Origin of the sequence: Streptomyces sp. NPDC014006 (assembly GCF_043088925.1) — a bacterium.
In the GTDB taxonomy this organism is placed as follows: Bacteria; Actinomycetota; Actinomycetes; order Streptomycetales; family Streptomycetaceae; genus Streptomyces.
The window spans coordinates 346,176-361,746 of sequence record NZ_JBICAJ010000002.1; the positions used below are offsets into that span (position 1 = coordinate 346,176).

Sequence of the window (15,571 nt, forward strand, 5' to 3'; positions counted from 1 at the left end):
CGTCGGTTCCCCGGCCGATGGCCGCCGGGGATGCCGAGTAATACGGCTCATGTCTCCCCCGCGTTCAGCCTCTCCTCACCCTTTTCGCTCAGGTCAGGCGCTCGGATCGGGATACCGGATCCGGTGGCACAGCGCCGGCACCTCCCCCGACGCGAGCCGGGGCAGCGCCTCGGGCAGCTCCTCGAAAGCGGACTCGCCGGTGACGAGGGCGTCGAGGGCGGGATCGGCGAGCAGGTCGAGGGCGAGCGCGAGCCGGTCGCCGTAGGAGCGGGAGGCACGGGCCGGGGAGACGGTGCCGACCTGGCTGCTGCGGATCGTCAGGCGCCGGGAGTGGAAGGCCTCACCGAGCGGGAGACGGACCGTGCGATCGCCGTACCAGCTCAGTTCGACGACCGTGCCCTCGGGGGCGAGGAGTTCCAGCGCCCGGGTGAGGCCCTGCTCGGTGGCACTGGCGTGCACGACGAGGTCGCACCCGCCGAGCGCGTCCGCGGGCGCGGCGAAGCCGACGCCGAGCGCCTCGGCGGTGCGGGCGCGGCCCGGGTCGGTGTCCACCAGCTGGACGCGGACGCCCGGGAAACGGGCGAGCAGGGCGGCCACCGAGCAGCCGACCATGCCCCCGCCGACCACCGCGATCCGGTCCCCGACCAGCGGCGCGGCGTCCCACAGCGCGTTCACGGCGGTCTCCACGGTGCCGGCCAGCACGGCCCGGTGGGCCGGCACGTTCTCGGGGACGACGGTGAGGGCGTCCGCGGGGACGACGTACCGCGTCTGGTGCGGGTACAGGCAGAAGACGGTACGGCCGGTCAGCTCCGGCGGCCCCTCCTCCACCACGCCGACGTTGAGGTAGCCGTACTTCACCGGGCCGGGGAAGTCGCCCTCCTGGAACGGCGCGCGCATCGCCGCGTGCTGACTGACGGGCACCCCGCCGTGGAAGACGAGGGTCTCGGTGCCGCGGCTGACCCCGCTGAACAGGGTCCGCACCACGGCCTCCCCCGGCGCGGGGTCCGGCAGAGTGACGTCGCGGATCTCGCCGTGCCCGGGCGAGCGAAGCCAGAACGCGCGTGCTGAACGGCTCATCGGCATCCTCCTGAACGATCGGAAGGCGGTGCACGTACCGGGATGTGCACAGGCCGCGCACAGTACGCGGCGTTGATCGACTCTGTCACTCGGCCGGAGGGTGTTCGGTGGCCCTGAACGACATGTATGCAGCCAGGCCCGTTCAGCAGGAGCCGGCGGTGGGCGCAGGCGTCCAGCTGGTGTTGCTGGGCCTGCTCGGCGCGGCGATAGGTCTGGGGCCGGTGGGGTGGCTGACCGGGCTCGTCTTCGCCGTCACCAGCTGGGCGGTGCTGTCGCGGGCCCTGCACCGTTCCGGTCTGGACTCCTTCGGCCCCGCGAACCGTGTCACGCTCGGCCGCGCCACTCTGGTCGGCGGAGTGACCGCGTTGGTCGCGGACTCCTTCGAGAGCGCGCCGCCGGTGACGCTGTTCGTCGCGCTGACGGCGGTGGCGCTGCTGCTGGACGGCGTGGACGGCAAGGTGGCCCGCCGCACCGGCACCACGACGGCGCTCGGTGCGCGCTTCGACATGGAGGTCGACGCGTTCCTGATCCTGGTGCTCAGCGTGTACGTGGCGCTGGACTTCGGCCCGTGGGTGCTGCTGATCGGCGCGATGCGCTACGTGTTCGTCGCCGCGGCCCGCGTGTGGCCGTGGCTGACCGCCCCGCTCCCGCCGAGCACCGCCCGCAAGACGGTGGCCGCCCTCCAGGGGATCCTCCTGCTGCTCGCAGCCTCCGCCCTGCTGCCGCAACCGGCGGGCGCCGGGGTGGTACTACTGGCGCTGGGGCTGCTGACCTGGTCCTTCGGCCGGGACGTGGTGTGGCTGTGGCGAAGCACGCACAGCGTGCCGGACACGGTCCCGGTGCACGCGGAGGAACTGGACCTCGCGGCCCGCTGAGCGCGATGTGTCCGGTCGCTCAGACCCGGCGTGGCAGCAGGGCGAGCGTCGCCAGGGGTACGCAGGCCGGCACGAGCCAGGCCGTCCTCCCCATCGCCGGCTCACCAGCCCGGATACCGCTCCCACCAGTGCGGGTCCCACGCCGGTACGTACTCCATGCCGCTGGGCGAGTCGTCGAGTTCCAGGGTCATGTCGCGGGCCAGGGTGTCCAGGACCCAGGCCAGTTCGTGACGGGCGATCAGGTCGGTGGGCAGCGCCTCGACCCCGTGGACGGCGCCGAGCAGCGCGCCGGTCACGCACGCGACCGAGTCGCCGTCCGGGGCGCCCGCGGCGAAGGTGAGCGCGGCGCGGATGTCGGTGCGGGCGGGGAAGGATGCGGCCGCGTAGACGGCGCCGAGCAGGGCCGCGGGCGCGGTGGGGTCCGGGGCGAGGCCGGCCAGGTGGCCGGGGTGCGCCGGCTCGTCGACCGCGCGGCGCAGGGCCGCCGTCAGCAGGGCGTGCTCCTGCTCGGTCACCGGGCGGTTCTCGGCCGGGAGGGCGGTGAGACCCGTGTGCAGGGCTTCCCGTACGGCCTCGTCGGGCCGCACCGGCGTATGGGTCAGGCAGTGGCGGGCGAGGTGGACCGCATGCGCGGTGGCGCTCTGCGCGGCCGGGTCGCCGTGCGTGAGGGCGGCAAGCGCGGCGGCCTGGGCGATGCCCGCGGGGCCGGTGGCCGCGACCGGGAGCGTCCGGGTCAGCGCGTGACAGCCACGGCTCGCGGTGGCCATGCCCGGCTCGCCCTGCTCGATCCGGGACAGGGCCGTCACCGTCGCCGGTGCGCTGCCCCGCCGTTCGGCCAGCGCGGGCACGCCCGCGAGCCAGCCGTCCGGCCAGGGCTGGTGGTCGTACGGGTTCCAGCGGCGCCGCATCGTCTCGCGGGCGATGCCCTGCAGGTGGGCCCAGCGGCTGTAGGCGTGCAGGACCACGCCGGGCGCGTGGCAGATGCCCTTGTGGTGGACGCGCACCTGGGCGCGGATGATGCCCTCGGCCGTGAAGCAGGCCAGTTGGGTGCTGACGCCGGCGGGCAGCGGACCGCCGGCGGGCAGCCTGCCCCGCGCCGCCCCCAGGGTGTCTCCGATCGCCAGGCCGAGCATCAGCCCGCGTACGCGGGACTGCCGGGCGAACAGTTCCCTCTGGGGGTCCTTGGCGTGGGGCAAGGCGGCGCGCCTCTCTTTCTTCGTGGGGAGAGCCGACGGCGGCGTCAGAGGCCGGCCCGCTCCAGCAGCACGGGCAGGGCCTCCGGCTTCACCTTCTGCACCGACCGCACCTGCCCGAGCCCCAACTGCTCGCGGCTCACCGGGTCACGGGACAGCGCCTTCGTCGCCTCGGTGAGCAGCGTCGCGGCGACGAGGTAGGAGACCTCGGGATCGTCGGGGTCCTGCCAGGGTTCCTCGTCGACCTCGCCCACGGCGCAGACCGCCGCGTCCGGGTGGGTGAAGAAGAACCAGAGCCGGTCCCCGGGCTTCATACGGTTACGGCGGCTGAGCCAGAGATCCAGTTCGGGGTCCTCCTCGGCCAGTTGCCGGATCGTCTCCGGGTCGGTCGGTTCACCGTCCAGCATGTCCAGTTGAGGATTGAGGATGTAGATCCAGTCCGCCACGGCTCTCCCCTCGATCAGAACGCCCGGTCCGCGACCGCGCGCACGCAGCGCCCCATGGTGCCAGGCGGACGGCACTGGTGCGAACTTGGTTTCGAAGACCGGACATCGGCCGGGGCCTCGGCACCGGTCCTCGGCCGCCGACGCACGGCCACCGGCCCACGGCCCACGGCCCACGGCCGCAGCGTACGGCCGCCGGTGCAACCGCTCCGGACAGCCGTACGCCCACCATGCGTGCCGCATCCTTGACGGGCGGGCCGTCGGCGGCCCTCCCCCGGCCAAGGGGAGGGCCGCCGGCCGTGCGCGTCACGCCGGCGCGTATCCCGTCGGCCGGGTCGTGAAGGTGCCGCGGCCCTGGGTGCGGCTGCGCAAGCGGGTGGCGTAGCCGAACAGTTCGGCCAGCGGCACCGTCGCCGTCACCACCGCCGCGCCGCCGCGGGTGTCCGACCCGGTGACCCGGGCCCGGCGCGCGGCCAGGTCGCCGAGGACCGCACCGACCGCGTCCTCGGGCACGGTCACCGTGACCTCGGCGACCGGCTCCAGCAGGAGCATGGCGCAGCCGCGCAGCGCCTCGCGCAGGCCGAGCCGGCCGGCGGTGCGGAAGGCCATCTCCGAGGAGTCCTTCACATGCGTGGACCCGTCGGTGAGCGTGACCCTCAGGCCCGTCACCGGATGCCCGGCGAGCGGGCCGCCCTCGGCGAGCGCGTCCCGGCAGCCGGCCTCGACCGCGCGGACGTACTCCTGCGGCACCCGGCCGCCCACCACGGTGGACGCGAACGCGAAGCCGGTGGTGCCCGGTCCGCCCGGCAGTGGTTCGACGTCGAGCACGACGTGCGCGAACTGGCCCGCTCCGCCGTCCTGTTTGACGTGCCGGAAGACGACACCGGTCACGCCGCGGGAGACCGTCTCGCGGTGGCTGACCCGCGGGCGGCCCGTGGTGATCTCCAGCCCGTGCGCGCGGCGCAGCTTCTCCGCCGCGACCTCGAGGTGGAGTTCGCCCATGCCGGACAGCACGGTCTGGCCCGTCTCGGGGTCGGTGCGGACCACCAGGGACGGGTCCTCCTCGACCAGCCGGGCCAGCGCGGCCGACAGCCGTTCGGTGTCGGTGCCGCGACGGACCTCCACGGCCACCGAGACGACGGGTTCGGCCGCGCCCGGCGGTTCGAGCACGATGGGCGCGCCCGGCGCGCACAGGGTCGTGCCCGCGCGGGCGGTCTTCAGGCCGACGACGGCGACGATGTCGCCGGCGCCCGCCCGCTCGACCGCCGCGTGCCGGTCGGCCTGGACGCGCAGGATGCGGCCGACGCGCTCGGTGCGGCGTGCTGTGGCGTCCCACACGGTGTCTCCCTTCTCCAGCGTTCCGGCGTACACGCGCAGGTAGGTGAGGCGTCCGGTCGCCGTGGCGGTGACCTTGAACGCCAGGGCGGTGAACGGGGCGGCGGGGTCGGCGGGGCGCTCCTGGCCGTCCTGCGTGCCCCGGACCGGCCGCCGGTCGGCCGGCGAGGGCAGGTAGGCGACCACGGCGTCCAGCAGCGGCTCGATACCCCGGTTGCGGTAGGCGGAGCCGCACAGCACAACCACGCCGTCACCGCTGATGGTCAGGTCCCGCAGGGCGGTGGAGAGCGTCCGTGCCGAGAGGGTCTCCCGGTCGCAGAACTCCTCCAGCGCCGCCGGGTGCCGCTCCGCCACGGCCTCCTCCAGCGTCCGGCGCCGCCGCCGGGCCTCGTCGAGGACCGCGTCCGGAACCGGTCCCTCGTTGACCGATTCGCCGCCGTCGGGCCAGGTCAGGGCGCGCATTCGGACCAGGTCGACGACTCCGGTGAAGGCGTCCTCCGCACCGAGCGGCAGCTGCACCACCAGCGGCGTGGGGTGCAGCCGCGCGCGGATGGACGCCACGGCCGCGTCCAGGTCGGCGCCCGCGCGGTCCATCTTGTTGACGAACGCGATCCTGGGCACGCCGTGCCGGTCGGCCTGCCGCCACACGGACTCGCTCTGCGGCTCGACACCCGCCACCGCGTCGAACACGGCGACCGCGCCGTCCAGCACCCGCAGCGAGCGCTCGACCTCGTCGGCGAAGTCGACGTGGCCGGGGGTGTCGATCAGATTGACGCGGTGGCCGTCCCAGGCACAGCTGACGGCCGCGGCGAAGATGGTGATGCCGCGGTCGCGTTCCTGCGGGTCGAAGTCGGTGACGGTGGTGCCGTCGTGCACCTCGCCGCGTTTGTGCGTGGTGCCGGTGGCGTACAGGATCCGCTCGGTGACGGTGGTCTTGCCGGCGTCGACGTGGGCGAGGATGCCCAGGTTGCGGACGGCGGTGAGCGGGTGGGTGAGGTGACGGTCGAGTGCGGTGCGCACGGCCCTGTTGCCTTTCGGTGGGATGCGGTGCAAGAGCAGCGCGATTCCCCCACGACGCAGAGAGTTGACGGAACGTCAGATCGTCAGATTCGCGTCGCGGGCTTCCGGTGCCGGCCGCGCAGCGGGCACCGGACGGCACGAGACACGAGGATCACCTCGTAACGGGCGCGGGAAGCGGCGGCAGCGGTGCGGTCACGCATGGCCTGCTCCTCTCGCTCGTCATAGGCCGTGGCGGCGCGCCGCACAGGGCGTGCGGCGCGCGATGTGTGCCGAGTCTAGGGAGACGGGTGTGGGCCAGGCATCCGATTTACCGTCAGCTACCCGTGGACTCCGCGGGCTTGTAGAAGTGGGCGCGTACCCGGCGCAGCCAGGCGTCGGCCGCCGACTCGTCGGGCCGCTCGGGCAGGGCGCTGGGCGTGGTCGCGAAGGCGTCCTCGTAGTGCCGCAGCAGCGGCTCCGCGGCCGACGGGTCGGCGGCGACCCGCTCACCGAAGGCGTGGTAGGCATCGGGGTCGTCGACGCGGACGGTCAGCGCGCCGGTCGCGTACAGCTCGAAGCCCTGCACGCACAGCCGCCGCAGGTGCCGGGCGTGCTTGGCGACCCGCGCGGGCGGGGCGGTGCCCTCGGACCGGTTGACGAGCTTGCGGAACTGCTGGGTGGCGTAGCCGAGATAGGCGTCGCGGACCCGTCGGGCGCTGAGCAGGGAGGTGCGCAGGGCGATGAGTTCGTCGCCGAGCGGGGTGCGCACCTCGTACAGCTCGTCCGGCAGCCACACCAGCTCCATGACGGTCGGGTTGCCGCCCAGGGCCAGCCGGCACCACTTGGCCGCCTCGTGCAGGGTGCGGTCCGGTGCGGTGGAGACGTAGGAGTCCTGGGGCTGCCGCAGGCCGTGCAGTTCCTCGGTGGGGGCGGCGAACAGGCCGAGCCGGTCGATGTCGGAGCCCTCGCGGGCCAGACCGTACGCGGTCGAGCCGACGATGCCGGACAGCAGGACGTATCTCTCGCTCACAGGTCCCCCCGGTGGTGGTGCGGTCCGCCATCATGCCTCGCACAACCGTTCACCGGCCTCGCATTTTCCGATCGCGCGGAGGTCCTGCCGGTCACGGTGCGTGCCCGCCGCGACACCTGGCGCGACCGGCCCGGTGGGGCGGAGAGAGGACCGGACGCTGCCGGCGTGACCGCTCAAGAAAAAAGACCCCTGCGATGCAGGGGCCTCACTGGTGTCCGAGGGGGGACTTGAACCCCCACGCCCGATAAAGGGCACTAGCACCTCAAGCTAGCGCGTCTGCCATTCCGCCACCCGGACAAGGTGTCTGTCGCTCGGCGGGAGCTTCCCCGCGGCGACGAGGACAACCATACCAAGGTTTCGCAGTGCGTTTCACCTGCGTATCCGTGACCTCGGGCAGGTGCGGCGGGGTGTCACGTGGCGTGCTCGGGCCGTGACGCGACCGGGGCGCGGGAACCGCTCCCCGGCGCCCGGCCGCCGAGGAGGGGCCTGCCCGCGACACGGGGGAGGCCCCTCCTCGTACCGGTGCGCTATTCGCGGCGCAAGGCGGCCAGATTGCGGTAGCCGATCGCCGCGTGCTCCAGCGACTGCCCCGGGTTGGTGGCGCTGGGCGCGTTGTCCTGCTCGACCATCGGGTTGTGGTAGTTGCGGTGGCCGACGCGGGTGAAGAACGTCGTGTAGTCGATCACGCCGGTGCCGAACGGCACCATGTCGTAGCCCATGCCGTTGGTGTTGTTCACGACGCCGTCCTTGGCGTGGAAGAGCGGGTAGCGCTTGTTGTACCGCTCGACCAGACCGGCCGGGTCGAAGATCTCCGTCTGTGTAGTGCCGTCGTGGGCGGTGTAGGTGCGGAACTTGTACTGCGCCACATGGGCCCAGAAGACGTCCATCTCCAGCCAGACCAGCTGCGGGTCGGTGACGGTGAGGAAGTACTCCAGCTTGCGCAGGCCGGAGCTGCGGGTCGGCCGGCCCTGGGCGTCCAGCGGGCCGCCGTCCAGCAGGAAGCCGTAGGCCGCGTCGTGGTTGTGGGTGTACAGCTTGATGCCGGCGGAGCGGGCGATCTCGCCGAGGGCGTTCCACTTGTCGGCGGCCACGTCCCAGTCGGACTTCACGGCGCTGGAGGTGGGGTCGCCACCGGTGCCCATGTGCGCCATGCCGAGGATGTTCGCGATTTCCAGGTGCTTCTTGAAGGTGTCCAGGTCGGCGCTGGTCAGCGGCCAGGACGGCGGGATGAAGCCGTGGTTGCCCTGGGCGCGCAGCCCGTAGTCGTCGAGCCAGCCGCGCAGGAGCCTGGCGCCCTGCACGGACTCGAGGTTCGCTCCGCCGGGCGCGTTGGCGTGCTGGCCGTAGCCGGCGAACTCGACCTGCCGGTAGCCGAACCGGGCCAGTCGCTCGAAGACCGCGCGGAAGCCGGAGGGCAGGGTGGTGGTCAGCGGGTCGCGGCCGATGGCGTCGCGGACGGTGTACAGGATGATGCCGCGCCGGTCGGCGGGCACCAGCTCGTGCCCCCGGGCGGTGTCGCCGTCGGCGGCCGCCGGGGTGGCTGCGTGCACGGGGGCCGCGCCGAGGACGGGCGCGGCGATCGCGCCGGCCGCGACGGCGGTGCAGGTGCTCAGGAAGGAGCGGCGGCCGATGCCGAGGGAGCGGCGCAGCTGGTCGTCGGGGGTGCGGATGTCGTTCACGGGTGCCTCTCTTCGCCATGGTGGTCCGGTCCGTCGAGACCGGCAAGGTGGAGCAGGAGGGACTTCACGTCGGTGGCCGCGAGACGGTCAGCGACGGCGCGGGGGGTGGAGCACAGGACGAGCGGACCGTCGTCGTCGCTCGTGGGGAGGCGGCCGTGGCTGCCGCGCACGGGTGCCGGGTCGAGCGGCACGACCGCCATGCGGTAGCGCAGGCCCACCTTCTTGCGGGCCAGGGCGCCGGCCGCGCGGAGTTTCACATAGGGGTCGAGCGGGTCCATGAACAGCTCGGCCGGGTCGTAGCCGGGTTTGCGGTGGATGTCGACGAGCCGCGCGAAGTCGGGTGCGCGGGCGTCGTCGAGCCAGTAGTAGTACGTGAACCAGGCGTCCTCGTCCGCGACGGCGACGAGTTCCCCCGCGCGCGGGTGGTCCAGGTGGTGGGCCTTCTTGCCCTCGTCGCCGAGCAGGTCGGCGAGGCCGGGCAGGCGGTCGAGGGCGGCGCGGGTGGCGGCGAGGTCCTCGGGGCGGCGTACGTAGACGTGGGCGATCTGGTGGTCGGCGACGGCGAAGGCGCGCGAGGCCATCGGGTCCAGGTACTCCATGCCGTCCTGGGTGTGCACCTGGAGCAGCCCGGCGCGGCGCAGGGCGCGGTTGATGTCGACCGGGCGGCGCACCGGGGTGATCCCGTACTCCGACAGGGCGAGCACGGTACGGCCCCCGGCGCGGGCGTCGTCCAGCAGCGGGGCGAGGGCGGCGTCGAGGTCGGCGGCGGCGCGGTGGGAGCGCGGATCGTCGGGGCCGTAGCGCTGGAGGTCGTAGTCCAGGTGGGGCAGGTAACACAGCGTCAGGTCCGGTCGGCGGGTGCGGTTGATGTGCCGGGTGGCGTCGATGATCCAGCGGCTGGAGGTGAGGTCGGCGGTGGGGCCCCAGTAGTGGAAGAGGGGGAACGTGCCGAACTCCTGCGTCAGTTCGTCGTGCAGGGCCGGGGGCCAGGTGTAGCAGTCTGGTTCCTTGCGGCCGTCGGCGTAGTACACCGGGCGGGGGGTGACCGTGTAGTCGGTGTCGGCGCCCATGGCGTACCACCAGCAGACGTTGGCGACCGTGTAGCCGGGGTGGGCGCGGCGGGCGGCGTCCCACACCTTGTCGCCCTCGATCAGGGCGTTGTGCTGCCGCCACAGCAGTACGTCGCCGAGGTCGCGGAAGTACCAGCCGTTGCCGACGATGCCGTGCTCGTCGGGGTGGGTGCCGGTGAGGAAGGTGGCCTGGGCGGAGCAGGTGACGGCGGGCAGGACGGTGTCCAGGGGGGCGTGGGAGCCGGTGTCGGCGAGTGCTCGCAGGCGGGGCATGTGGGCGAGCAGGCGCGGGGTGAGGCCGACGACGTCCAGCACGAGCAGGGGGGTCGGCTCGGTGGTGCTCATGGCAGCTCCTTCAGGCCTAGGTCCGTCAGCAGGTCGCGGGCCAGGGTGAGTTCGGCGGCGATGCCGTCGACGAGCCGGTCGCGGGTGCGGGGGCGCAGCTCGGGTGGCAGGGCCTGCCAGGTGTAGGTCTCGACCTCCAAGTGGCGGGTGAGCGGTTGCGGTCCGCCGGCCAGCCGGGCCAGGGCGGCTTTGAGGACGGGCAGCGTGGAGGTCAGCGGCGGGGCGGGGTCCGCGTGCAGCGGCACATGGAAGTGGGCACGCCAGGGCGTGGCGTCGGGCAGGGTGTCGCCGGCCACGGCCTCGTCGAGGTCGTCGGTGCCGCGCAGGCCGGTGGCGGTCGTCGTGCGGGTCTGGTGCAGGAAGCGGGGCTCGGCGAACTGGGCCAGCGCCGCCCGCACCTCGGGCAGGTGGGGCTGCTCGGCGTGCAGGGCCGCGGACAGCTGGGACTTGACGATGGGGACGCCGGCCGCGGTGAGGGCGTCCAGGGCGGTGTCCGGGTCCTCGAAGGAGGTCGCGAGGTGGCACGTGTCCACGCACACGCCGATGCGGGGATGGCGGATCGCGGCGAGCGGGGCGAGGGCGTCGCCGGTGGTCTCGACGACGCACCCCGGCTCGGGCTCCAGGCCGATCCGCACGCTGCGGCCGGTCAGCTCCTGCAGGGCGTCGAGACGTTCGCCGAGCATCCGCAGCGCGTCGAGTCCGCGGCCCGTGTCCGCCGCGGTGCGCCAGGCGAGCGGCAGGGTGGAGATGCTGCCCTCGGTGACGTCGTCCGGGAGCAGGACGGTGAGGACGCGGGCGAGGGCGCTGGTGTGCTCCAGCCGTTCCGGTTCGGACCAGTCGGGCCGGTACACCCGGTACTTGACCTCTTCGGCGCCGAATCCCTCGTACGGGAAGCCGTTGAGGGTGACGACCTCCAGGCCGCGCCTTTCGAGCTCGTCGCGCAGTCCGCGCAGCGCGGCCGGGTCGGTGGCCAGGGCGCGGGCGGCGCCCTGCGCGAGCCACAGGCCGATGCCGAGGCGGTCGCGGCCGAGGCGGCGGCGCACCGGCTCGCAGTAGTCCCGGAGTTGCCCGAGGACACCGTCGAGGGTCTCGGCCGGGTGGACGTTGGTGCAGTAGGCGAGGTGGACCGTGGAGCCGTCGGGGTGGCGGAAGCGCATGGGCGTCACTCCCCGCCGCGCAGCACGGAGTTGCCCTCGTGGGTGGGGCCGGTCGCGGCGACGTCCAGGGCGAGGCGGCCGCTGAGGCCGTAGAACGCGACCGGGTTGCGCCACAGGACGCGGTCCACGTCGTCCTCGGTGAACCCTTCGGCCAGCATCAGGTCGGCGACCTTGCGGGTCTTGAGGGGGTCGCTGCGGCCCCAGTCGGCGGCGGAGTTCACCAGCACCCGCTCGGGGCCGTAGGTGCGCAGGAGGGCGACCATGCGGGCCTCGTCCATCTTGGTGCCCGGGTAGACGGAGAAGCCCAGCCAGCAGCCGCTGTCCTTCGCCTCCTTGACCGTGGTCTCGTTGAGGTGGTCGACCAGGACCCGTTCCGGGGCCAGCGCCGATTCGCGTACGACGTCGAGGGTGCGGCGCAGGCCTGCGAGCTTGTCGCGGTGCGGGGTGTGCACGAGGGCGGGCAGGCCGTGGTCGGCGGCGAGCTGGAGCTGCACGGCCAGGGCCTTGTCCTCGGCGGGTGTCATCGCGTCGTAGCCGATCTCGCCGACGGCGACCACGCGGTCCTTGACGAGGTAGCGGGGCAGTTCGTCGAGGACGGGGGTGCAGCGCGGGTCGTTGGCCTCCTTGGGGTTGAGGGCGATCGTGCAGTGGTGGGCGATGCCGTACTGGGCGGCGCGGAACGGCTCCCAGCCGAGCAGTGAGTCGAAGTAGTCGTAGAAGGTGGCGGGCGCGGTGCGGGGCTGCCCCAGCCAGAAGGCGGGCTCGACCACGGCGCGCACCCCGGCGGCGTGCATGGCCGCGTAGTCGTCGGTCGTGCGGGACGTCATGTGGATGTGCGGGTCGAAGATGCGCATCACTGATCCCCCTCCTCGGTCAGGGCGAGCACGCGGCGCAGGTCGTCCGGCACGGCACGGCCGGCGGCGGTGCGTTCGGCGGCGTAGTCGCGCAGCATGCGGGCGAGTTCCGCGTCACCGCGGGCGCGCCGGTCCAGGTCGGCGATGGCGTCCACGGGCACGCCGGTGAACAGGCACTTCAGTACGGCGTGCCGCCAGCCGTGCGGATCGAGGTGGCGGGCGGCGTAGGGGCCGACGGCGGCGGCCAGCAGCCGGGTGTCGTTGGTGCGCAGCGCGTCCTCGACCAGCGGCAGGGCGTCCGGTCCGGGTACCAGGCCGGGCAGGGCGCGCAGCACGGCGAGGCGTTCCTCGGCGGTGCCCTGGTGGTAGACGCGGGCCAGCGCGTCCCGGTCGGGGCGGGCGGCGGCGAGGATGAGGGCGCGGGCGGTGGTCGCGTGCTCGGGTCCGCAGCGTCTGCCGGCCTCGGCCAGGCGCAGTTCCCACACGGAGATCGGGCCGTGCGCCCCGGGGTGCGCGGCGGCCTCGTCCAGGGCCCGGTCGAGCCAGGCGCGGGCGGCGCCGGGCAGACGGTCGCGCAGGTCGTCCGCGGTGAGGTGGGTCATGAGGTGCTCCCTTGTGCGTGCCTGAGGAAGGGCAGGGAGAGCGCCGCGAAGTGCGGGCCCGCGTGGGAGTGGCGGGGCAGTTCGACGACCGTGAGGCCCTGGTAGCCGACCTCGGCGAGGGCGGAGAGCACGGGCGGGAAGTCGATCTCGCCGTCGCCGAACGGGAGGTGTTCGTGGACGCCGCGGCGCATGTCCTCGATCTGCACGTGCCGCAGCCACGGAGCGGCGGCCCGGACGCAGTCGGCGGGCGGCAGCGGCTCCAGGCACTGGCAGTGGCCGATGTCGAGGGTGAGGCCGAGGGGTGCGGGATCGCCGAGGTCGCGGCGCAGACGGTGGAAGTCGTCGAGGGTGGCGAGGAGGTGGCCGGGTTCGGGTTCCACGGCGAGCGGGACGCCGGCCGCGGCGGCCGCCTCCAGTACGGGTGCGAGGGACTCGGCGAGCCGCTTCCAGGCGGTGTCCTCGTCGGTGCCGGCCGGTGTGACGCCGCTGAAGCAGTGCACGGCGTGCGCGCCGAGGCCGGCGGCGATCCGTACGGCGCGCAGCAGCAGGTCGGTGCGGCGGGCGCGGTCGTCGGGGTCGGCGTCGAGCAGGGTCGGGCCGTGTTTGCGGCGCGGGTCGAGAACATAGCGGGCGCCGGTCTCGACGGTGACGCCCAGGCCCAGTTCGGCCAGCCGGCGTGCGATCCGGCTGGTGCGGGTCGGCAGGTCGGGGGCCAGCGGGTCGAGGTGCATGTGGTCGAGGGTCAGGCCCACGCCGTCGTAGCCGAGGTCGGCGAGCAGGGCGAGGGCGTCGTCCAGGCGCAGGTCGGCCAGGCCGTTGGTGCCGTACCCGATGCGGAGGCTCATGTGATGCTCACCCGCTTCGCGAGGCGGGCGCCCAGGGGTGCGAGCGCCGCGACCAGCAGCGCGCTGCCCCGGGCGCCGGAGCGTGCGGCGAGCGCGGCCTGGAGCGGCACGGTGGCGCGGATACCGGCGCCGACGGCGCGCTGGGTGAGCGGGGGTGAGGGGTTGAGCGCGGCGTGGGTGTAGGGGCGGGCGGCGGTGGCGGCGTACAGGGCGGTCAGGGCGGCGGTGAGGGTGGGGCCCGGCAGTCCGCGGGGGGCTGCGTCGCCGCGGGCTGCCGGGAGACGGTGGGTGAGCAGGGCGGTCGTGGCCAGGGCGGCCAGCGGGGCCGCGGTGGAGCCGCCGCGGGTCTCGGTGCGGGAGACCGTCGTGACGGCGAGGGTGTGGCTGCTGAGCAGGGCCGCCGACGGCACGGCCGCGCGGGTGCGGCCGGCGGTGGCGGCAGCGCCGAGCAGCAGGTCGAGGGCGCGGGCGGCCGCCATGCTCGCGGGGCCGGCCGGGGTGTGCTTCAGGGCGAGGTCGTACGCCCAGACGGTGGCCGCGAGCGGGGCGGCGACGGTGAGGGCGGGGCGGCCGGCGCGGGCCGCGAGGCCCAGGCCGGCCGCCGTGAGCGCACCGGCCGCCGTGAGGGCCGCGGCGGGGCGGACGCGGCCCGACGGAAGCGGCCGGTGCGGGCGGTCCACGGCGTCCTCGGCGCGGTCCGCCCAGTCGTTGAGGGCCATCCCCGCCTCGTACAGGCACACCGAGGCGCCGATGGCGAGGAGCGTGCGCCGGTTCGGCCGTACGGCGGCGGCAGCGGCGCCCGCCAGGACGTCCCCGGGGACCGTGCACAGGGCGGGCAGCCGCAGCAGTTCGGCCCAGGCGCGCAGCCGGGCCCTCACCGCTGTCCCCCGCCGAGCCGCCCGGCGAACCGCAGCAGTGCCGCGTACTGCTCCCCGAGCGCCGCCGGGCCGTCTCCGACCGGGTCCTTGAAGTAGAAGCCCAGGTCGGTGAGCGGTCCGCTCAGGCCGGCCTCGTGGGCGCGGGCGGTCAGCCGGGCCAGGTCGAGGACGAGGGGTGCGGCGAGGGCGGAGTCGCAGCCCTGCCAGATGGTCTGCAGGACCATGCGGGTGCCGAGGAAGCCGTCGAAGGCGACGTGGTCCCAGGCGGTCTTGAAGTCACCGAGGGCCGGTACGTCGTCGATGTGCACCTCGCCCTGCGGCACCGCTCCGAGGGTGTCGGTGAGGACGCGTTCCTTGCCGGCGTTCTTGGCGGCCGCGGCGGCCGGATCGGCCAGGGCCGCGCCGTCGCCCCCGCCGAGCAGATTGGTGCCGGACCAGGCCCGCACGGTGAGCGAGCGCTGCGCGAACATCGGCCCGAGCACGGACCGCAGCAGCGTCTGCCCGGTCTTGCCGTCCCGTCCGGCGTACGGCAGCCCGCTCGCCGCGGCCTCGGCGGTCAGCGCCGGGTGGTGCAGTCCGGTGGAGGGGGTGAAGTTGACGTAGGGGCAGCCGGCGCGCAGGGCGGCGGCCGCGTAGAGGGAGCTCGGGGGCAGCTCCCCGCCGGTGGGGGCCGGTTCCGTCGAGGCGACGTTCACGACGACGACCCGTGCCAGATCGTTTCTGCGCGAGAAGTCGGTCAGGTCGGCGGTGAAGGTCTCGATGAGCTGGTCCGCGTCCCTGGTGTCACCCGGCAGCGGTCCGCCGGGCCTGATCTCCCGGTCCGCGGCGGCGAGTTCCGCGGTGACGGCCGCGGGCAGTCCGTGCGGCAGCACCCCGGCCGCGGCCAGGTGCTCGGCCCGCTTGGGCAGCGGGCAGTCGACGGTGTCGTGACCGCCGAAGACCAGTGCGCCCAGCGGGGGCAGACCGGCCGCGGTGAACTCCGGGGTCTCGGTGACCATCCCGGTCGGCGGGTGCAGGGCCGCCGTCAGCGCGGCGCAGCCCGCCACGACGGTCGTGGCGACCGAGCCGCGGGCGCCTATCAGCCAGACTCCGGTACGGGACGCGGACATGGGCAGCCTCCTTGTCGCGTGCGAACCCTGAAAAGGGTGGGGAAAAGACGGCGGGCGGGAGTCCGGCGTCCCCCGCCCGC

The 15,571-nt window shown here is 74.2% G+C and carries 13 protein-coding genes, 1 tRNA gene and 1 pseudogene; 1 reads left to right on the top strand and 14 read right to left on the bottom strand.

All coding sequences use genetic code 11. From position 1 onward, the window contains the following. Positions 1-93: 93 nt before the first annotated feature. Positions 94-1,077: a zinc-binding alcohol dehydrogenase gene (locus ACF1GV_RS08065; protein WP_391679089.1), complete on the bottom strand. Its 984-nt coding sequence runs from the start codon at positions 1,075-1,077 to the stop codon at positions 94-96. A gap of 107 nt (positions 1,078-1,184) precedes the next feature. Here ACF1GV_RS08065 and ACF1GV_RS08070 point away from each other — a divergent pair, with 107 nt between their 5' ends. After that, positions 1,185-1,952 carry a CDP-alcohol phosphatidyltransferase family protein gene (locus tag ACF1GV_RS08070; protein ID WP_391679091.1) on the top strand — a complete coding sequence of 256 codons (768 nt, stop codon included), beginning with the start codon at positions 1,185-1,187 and terminating at the stop codon, positions 1,950-1,952. A gap of 101 nt (positions 1,953-2,053) precedes the next feature. Here ACF1GV_RS08070 and ACF1GV_RS08075 read toward each other — a convergent pair whose 3' ends face one another. From ACF1GV_RS08075 to ACF1GV_RS08135, 13 genes and pseudogenes are all read right to left on the bottom strand, one after another. Next, positions 2,054-3,148, bottom strand: a complete 1,095-nt coding sequence (locus ACF1GV_RS08075) for an ADP-ribosylglycohydrolase family protein (protein WP_391679094.1) — start codon at positions 3,146-3,148, stop codon at positions 2,054-2,056. A 44-nt stretch (positions 3,149-3,192) separates the two neighbouring features. Next, positions 3,193-3,591 (bottom strand): hypothetical protein, encoded by a 399-nt coding sequence (locus ACF1GV_RS08080; protein WP_363261823.1) that lies wholly within the window; start codon positions 3,589-3,591, stop codon positions 3,193-3,195. Positions 3,592-3,894: 303 nt separating this feature from the next. Continuing rightward, the gene (gene fusA, locus ACF1GV_RS08085; RefSeq protein WP_391679096.1) at positions 3,895-5,943 is read right to left on the bottom strand and encodes an elongation factor G; all 2,049 of its coding nucleotides are present in this window, start codon (positions 5,941-5,943) and stop codon (positions 3,895-3,897) included. 313 nt (positions 5,944-6,256) lie between these two features. Then, the gene (locus tag ACF1GV_RS08090) at positions 6,257-6,952 is read right to left on the bottom strand and encodes a DNA polymerase beta superfamily protein (RefSeq protein WP_391679098.1); all 696 of its coding nucleotides are present in this window, start codon (positions 6,950-6,952) and stop codon (positions 6,257-6,259) included. A 209-nt stretch (positions 6,953-7,161) separates the two neighbouring features. After that, a tRNA-Leu gene (locus ACF1GV_RS08095) sits at positions 7,162-7,249 on the bottom strand. 230 nt (positions 7,250-7,479) lie between these two features. Further along, positions 7,480-8,631 carry a sugar phosphate isomerase/epimerase family protein gene (locus tag ACF1GV_RS08100; protein WP_391679100.1) on the bottom strand — a complete coding sequence of 384 codons (1,152 nt, stop codon included), beginning with the start codon at positions 8,629-8,631 and terminating at the stop codon, positions 7,480-7,482. Further along, positions 8,628-10,046 (bottom strand): alkaline phosphatase family protein, encoded by a 1,419-nt coding sequence (locus ACF1GV_RS08105; RefSeq protein ID WP_391679102.1) that lies wholly within the window; start codon positions 10,044-10,046, stop codon positions 8,628-8,630. The genes ACF1GV_RS08100 and ACF1GV_RS08105 overlap by 4 nt, the downstream gene beginning before the upstream one ends. Continuing rightward, positions 10,043-11,203 (bottom strand): metabolite traffic protein EboE, encoded by a 1,161-nt coding sequence (gene eboE, locus ACF1GV_RS08110; RefSeq protein WP_391679103.1) that lies wholly within the window; start codon positions 11,201-11,203, stop codon positions 10,043-10,045. Before eboE ends, ACF1GV_RS08105 begins: the two co-directional genes overlap by 4 nt. Before the next feature lie 5 nt (positions 11,204-11,208). Next, the gene (locus tag ACF1GV_RS08115; RefSeq protein WP_391679104.1) at positions 11,209-12,057 is read right to left on the bottom strand and encodes a TatD family hydrolase; all 849 of its coding nucleotides are present in this window, start codon (positions 12,055-12,057) and stop codon (positions 11,209-11,211) included. After that, positions 12,057-12,878, bottom strand: coding sequence for an EboA domain-containing protein (locus ACF1GV_RS08120; RefSeq protein WP_391679105.1), 822 nt, complete (start codon positions 12,876-12,878; stop codon positions 12,057-12,059). Before ACF1GV_RS08120 ends, ACF1GV_RS08115 begins: the two co-directional genes overlap by 1 nt. Further along, positions 12,779-13,504 (bottom strand): annotated as a pseudogene (locus tag ACF1GV_RS08125) (sugar phosphate isomerase/epimerase family protein); the annotation flags it as partial. The gene ACF1GV_RS08120 and the pseudogene ACF1GV_RS08125, both read right to left, overlap by 100 nt. Then, positions 13,501-14,382, bottom strand: a complete 882-nt coding sequence (locus ACF1GV_RS08130) for an SCO3242 family prenyltransferase (RefSeq protein ID WP_391679106.1) — start codon at positions 14,380-14,382, stop codon at positions 13,501-13,503. The pseudogene ACF1GV_RS08125 and the gene ACF1GV_RS08130, both read right to left, overlap by 4 nt. Beyond that, positions 14,379-15,491 (bottom strand): inositol-3-phosphate synthase, encoded by a 1,113-nt coding sequence (locus tag ACF1GV_RS08135; protein WP_391679107.1) that lies wholly within the window; start codon positions 15,489-15,491, stop codon positions 14,379-14,381. The genes ACF1GV_RS08130 and ACF1GV_RS08135 overlap by 4 nt, the downstream gene beginning before the upstream one ends. Positions 15,492-15,571: the final 80 nt, after the last annotated feature.

Excerpts from the sequence above, each read along its gene's own strand:
- ACF1GV_RS08065 (WP_391679089.1), bottom strand. The coding sequence starts at position 1,077 with ATGAGCCGTTCAGCACGCGCGTTCTGGCTTCGCTCGCCCGGGCACGGC.
- ACF1GV_RS08105 (WP_391679102.1), bottom strand. The coding sequence starts at position 10,046 with ATGAGCACCACCGAGCCGACCCCCCTGCTCGTGCTGGACGTCGTCGGC.
- eboE (WP_391679103.1), bottom strand. The coding sequence starts at position 11,203 with ATGCGCTTCCGCCACCCCGACGGCTCCACGGTCCACCTCGCCTACTGC.
- ACF1GV_RS08115 (WP_391679104.1), bottom strand. The coding sequence starts at position 12,057 with ATGCGCATCTTCGACCCGCACATCCACATGACGTCCCGCACGACCGAC.
- ACF1GV_RS08135 (WP_391679107.1), bottom strand. The coding sequence starts at position 15,491 with ATGTCCGCGTCCCGTACCGGAGTCTGGCTGATAGGCGCCCGCGGCTCG.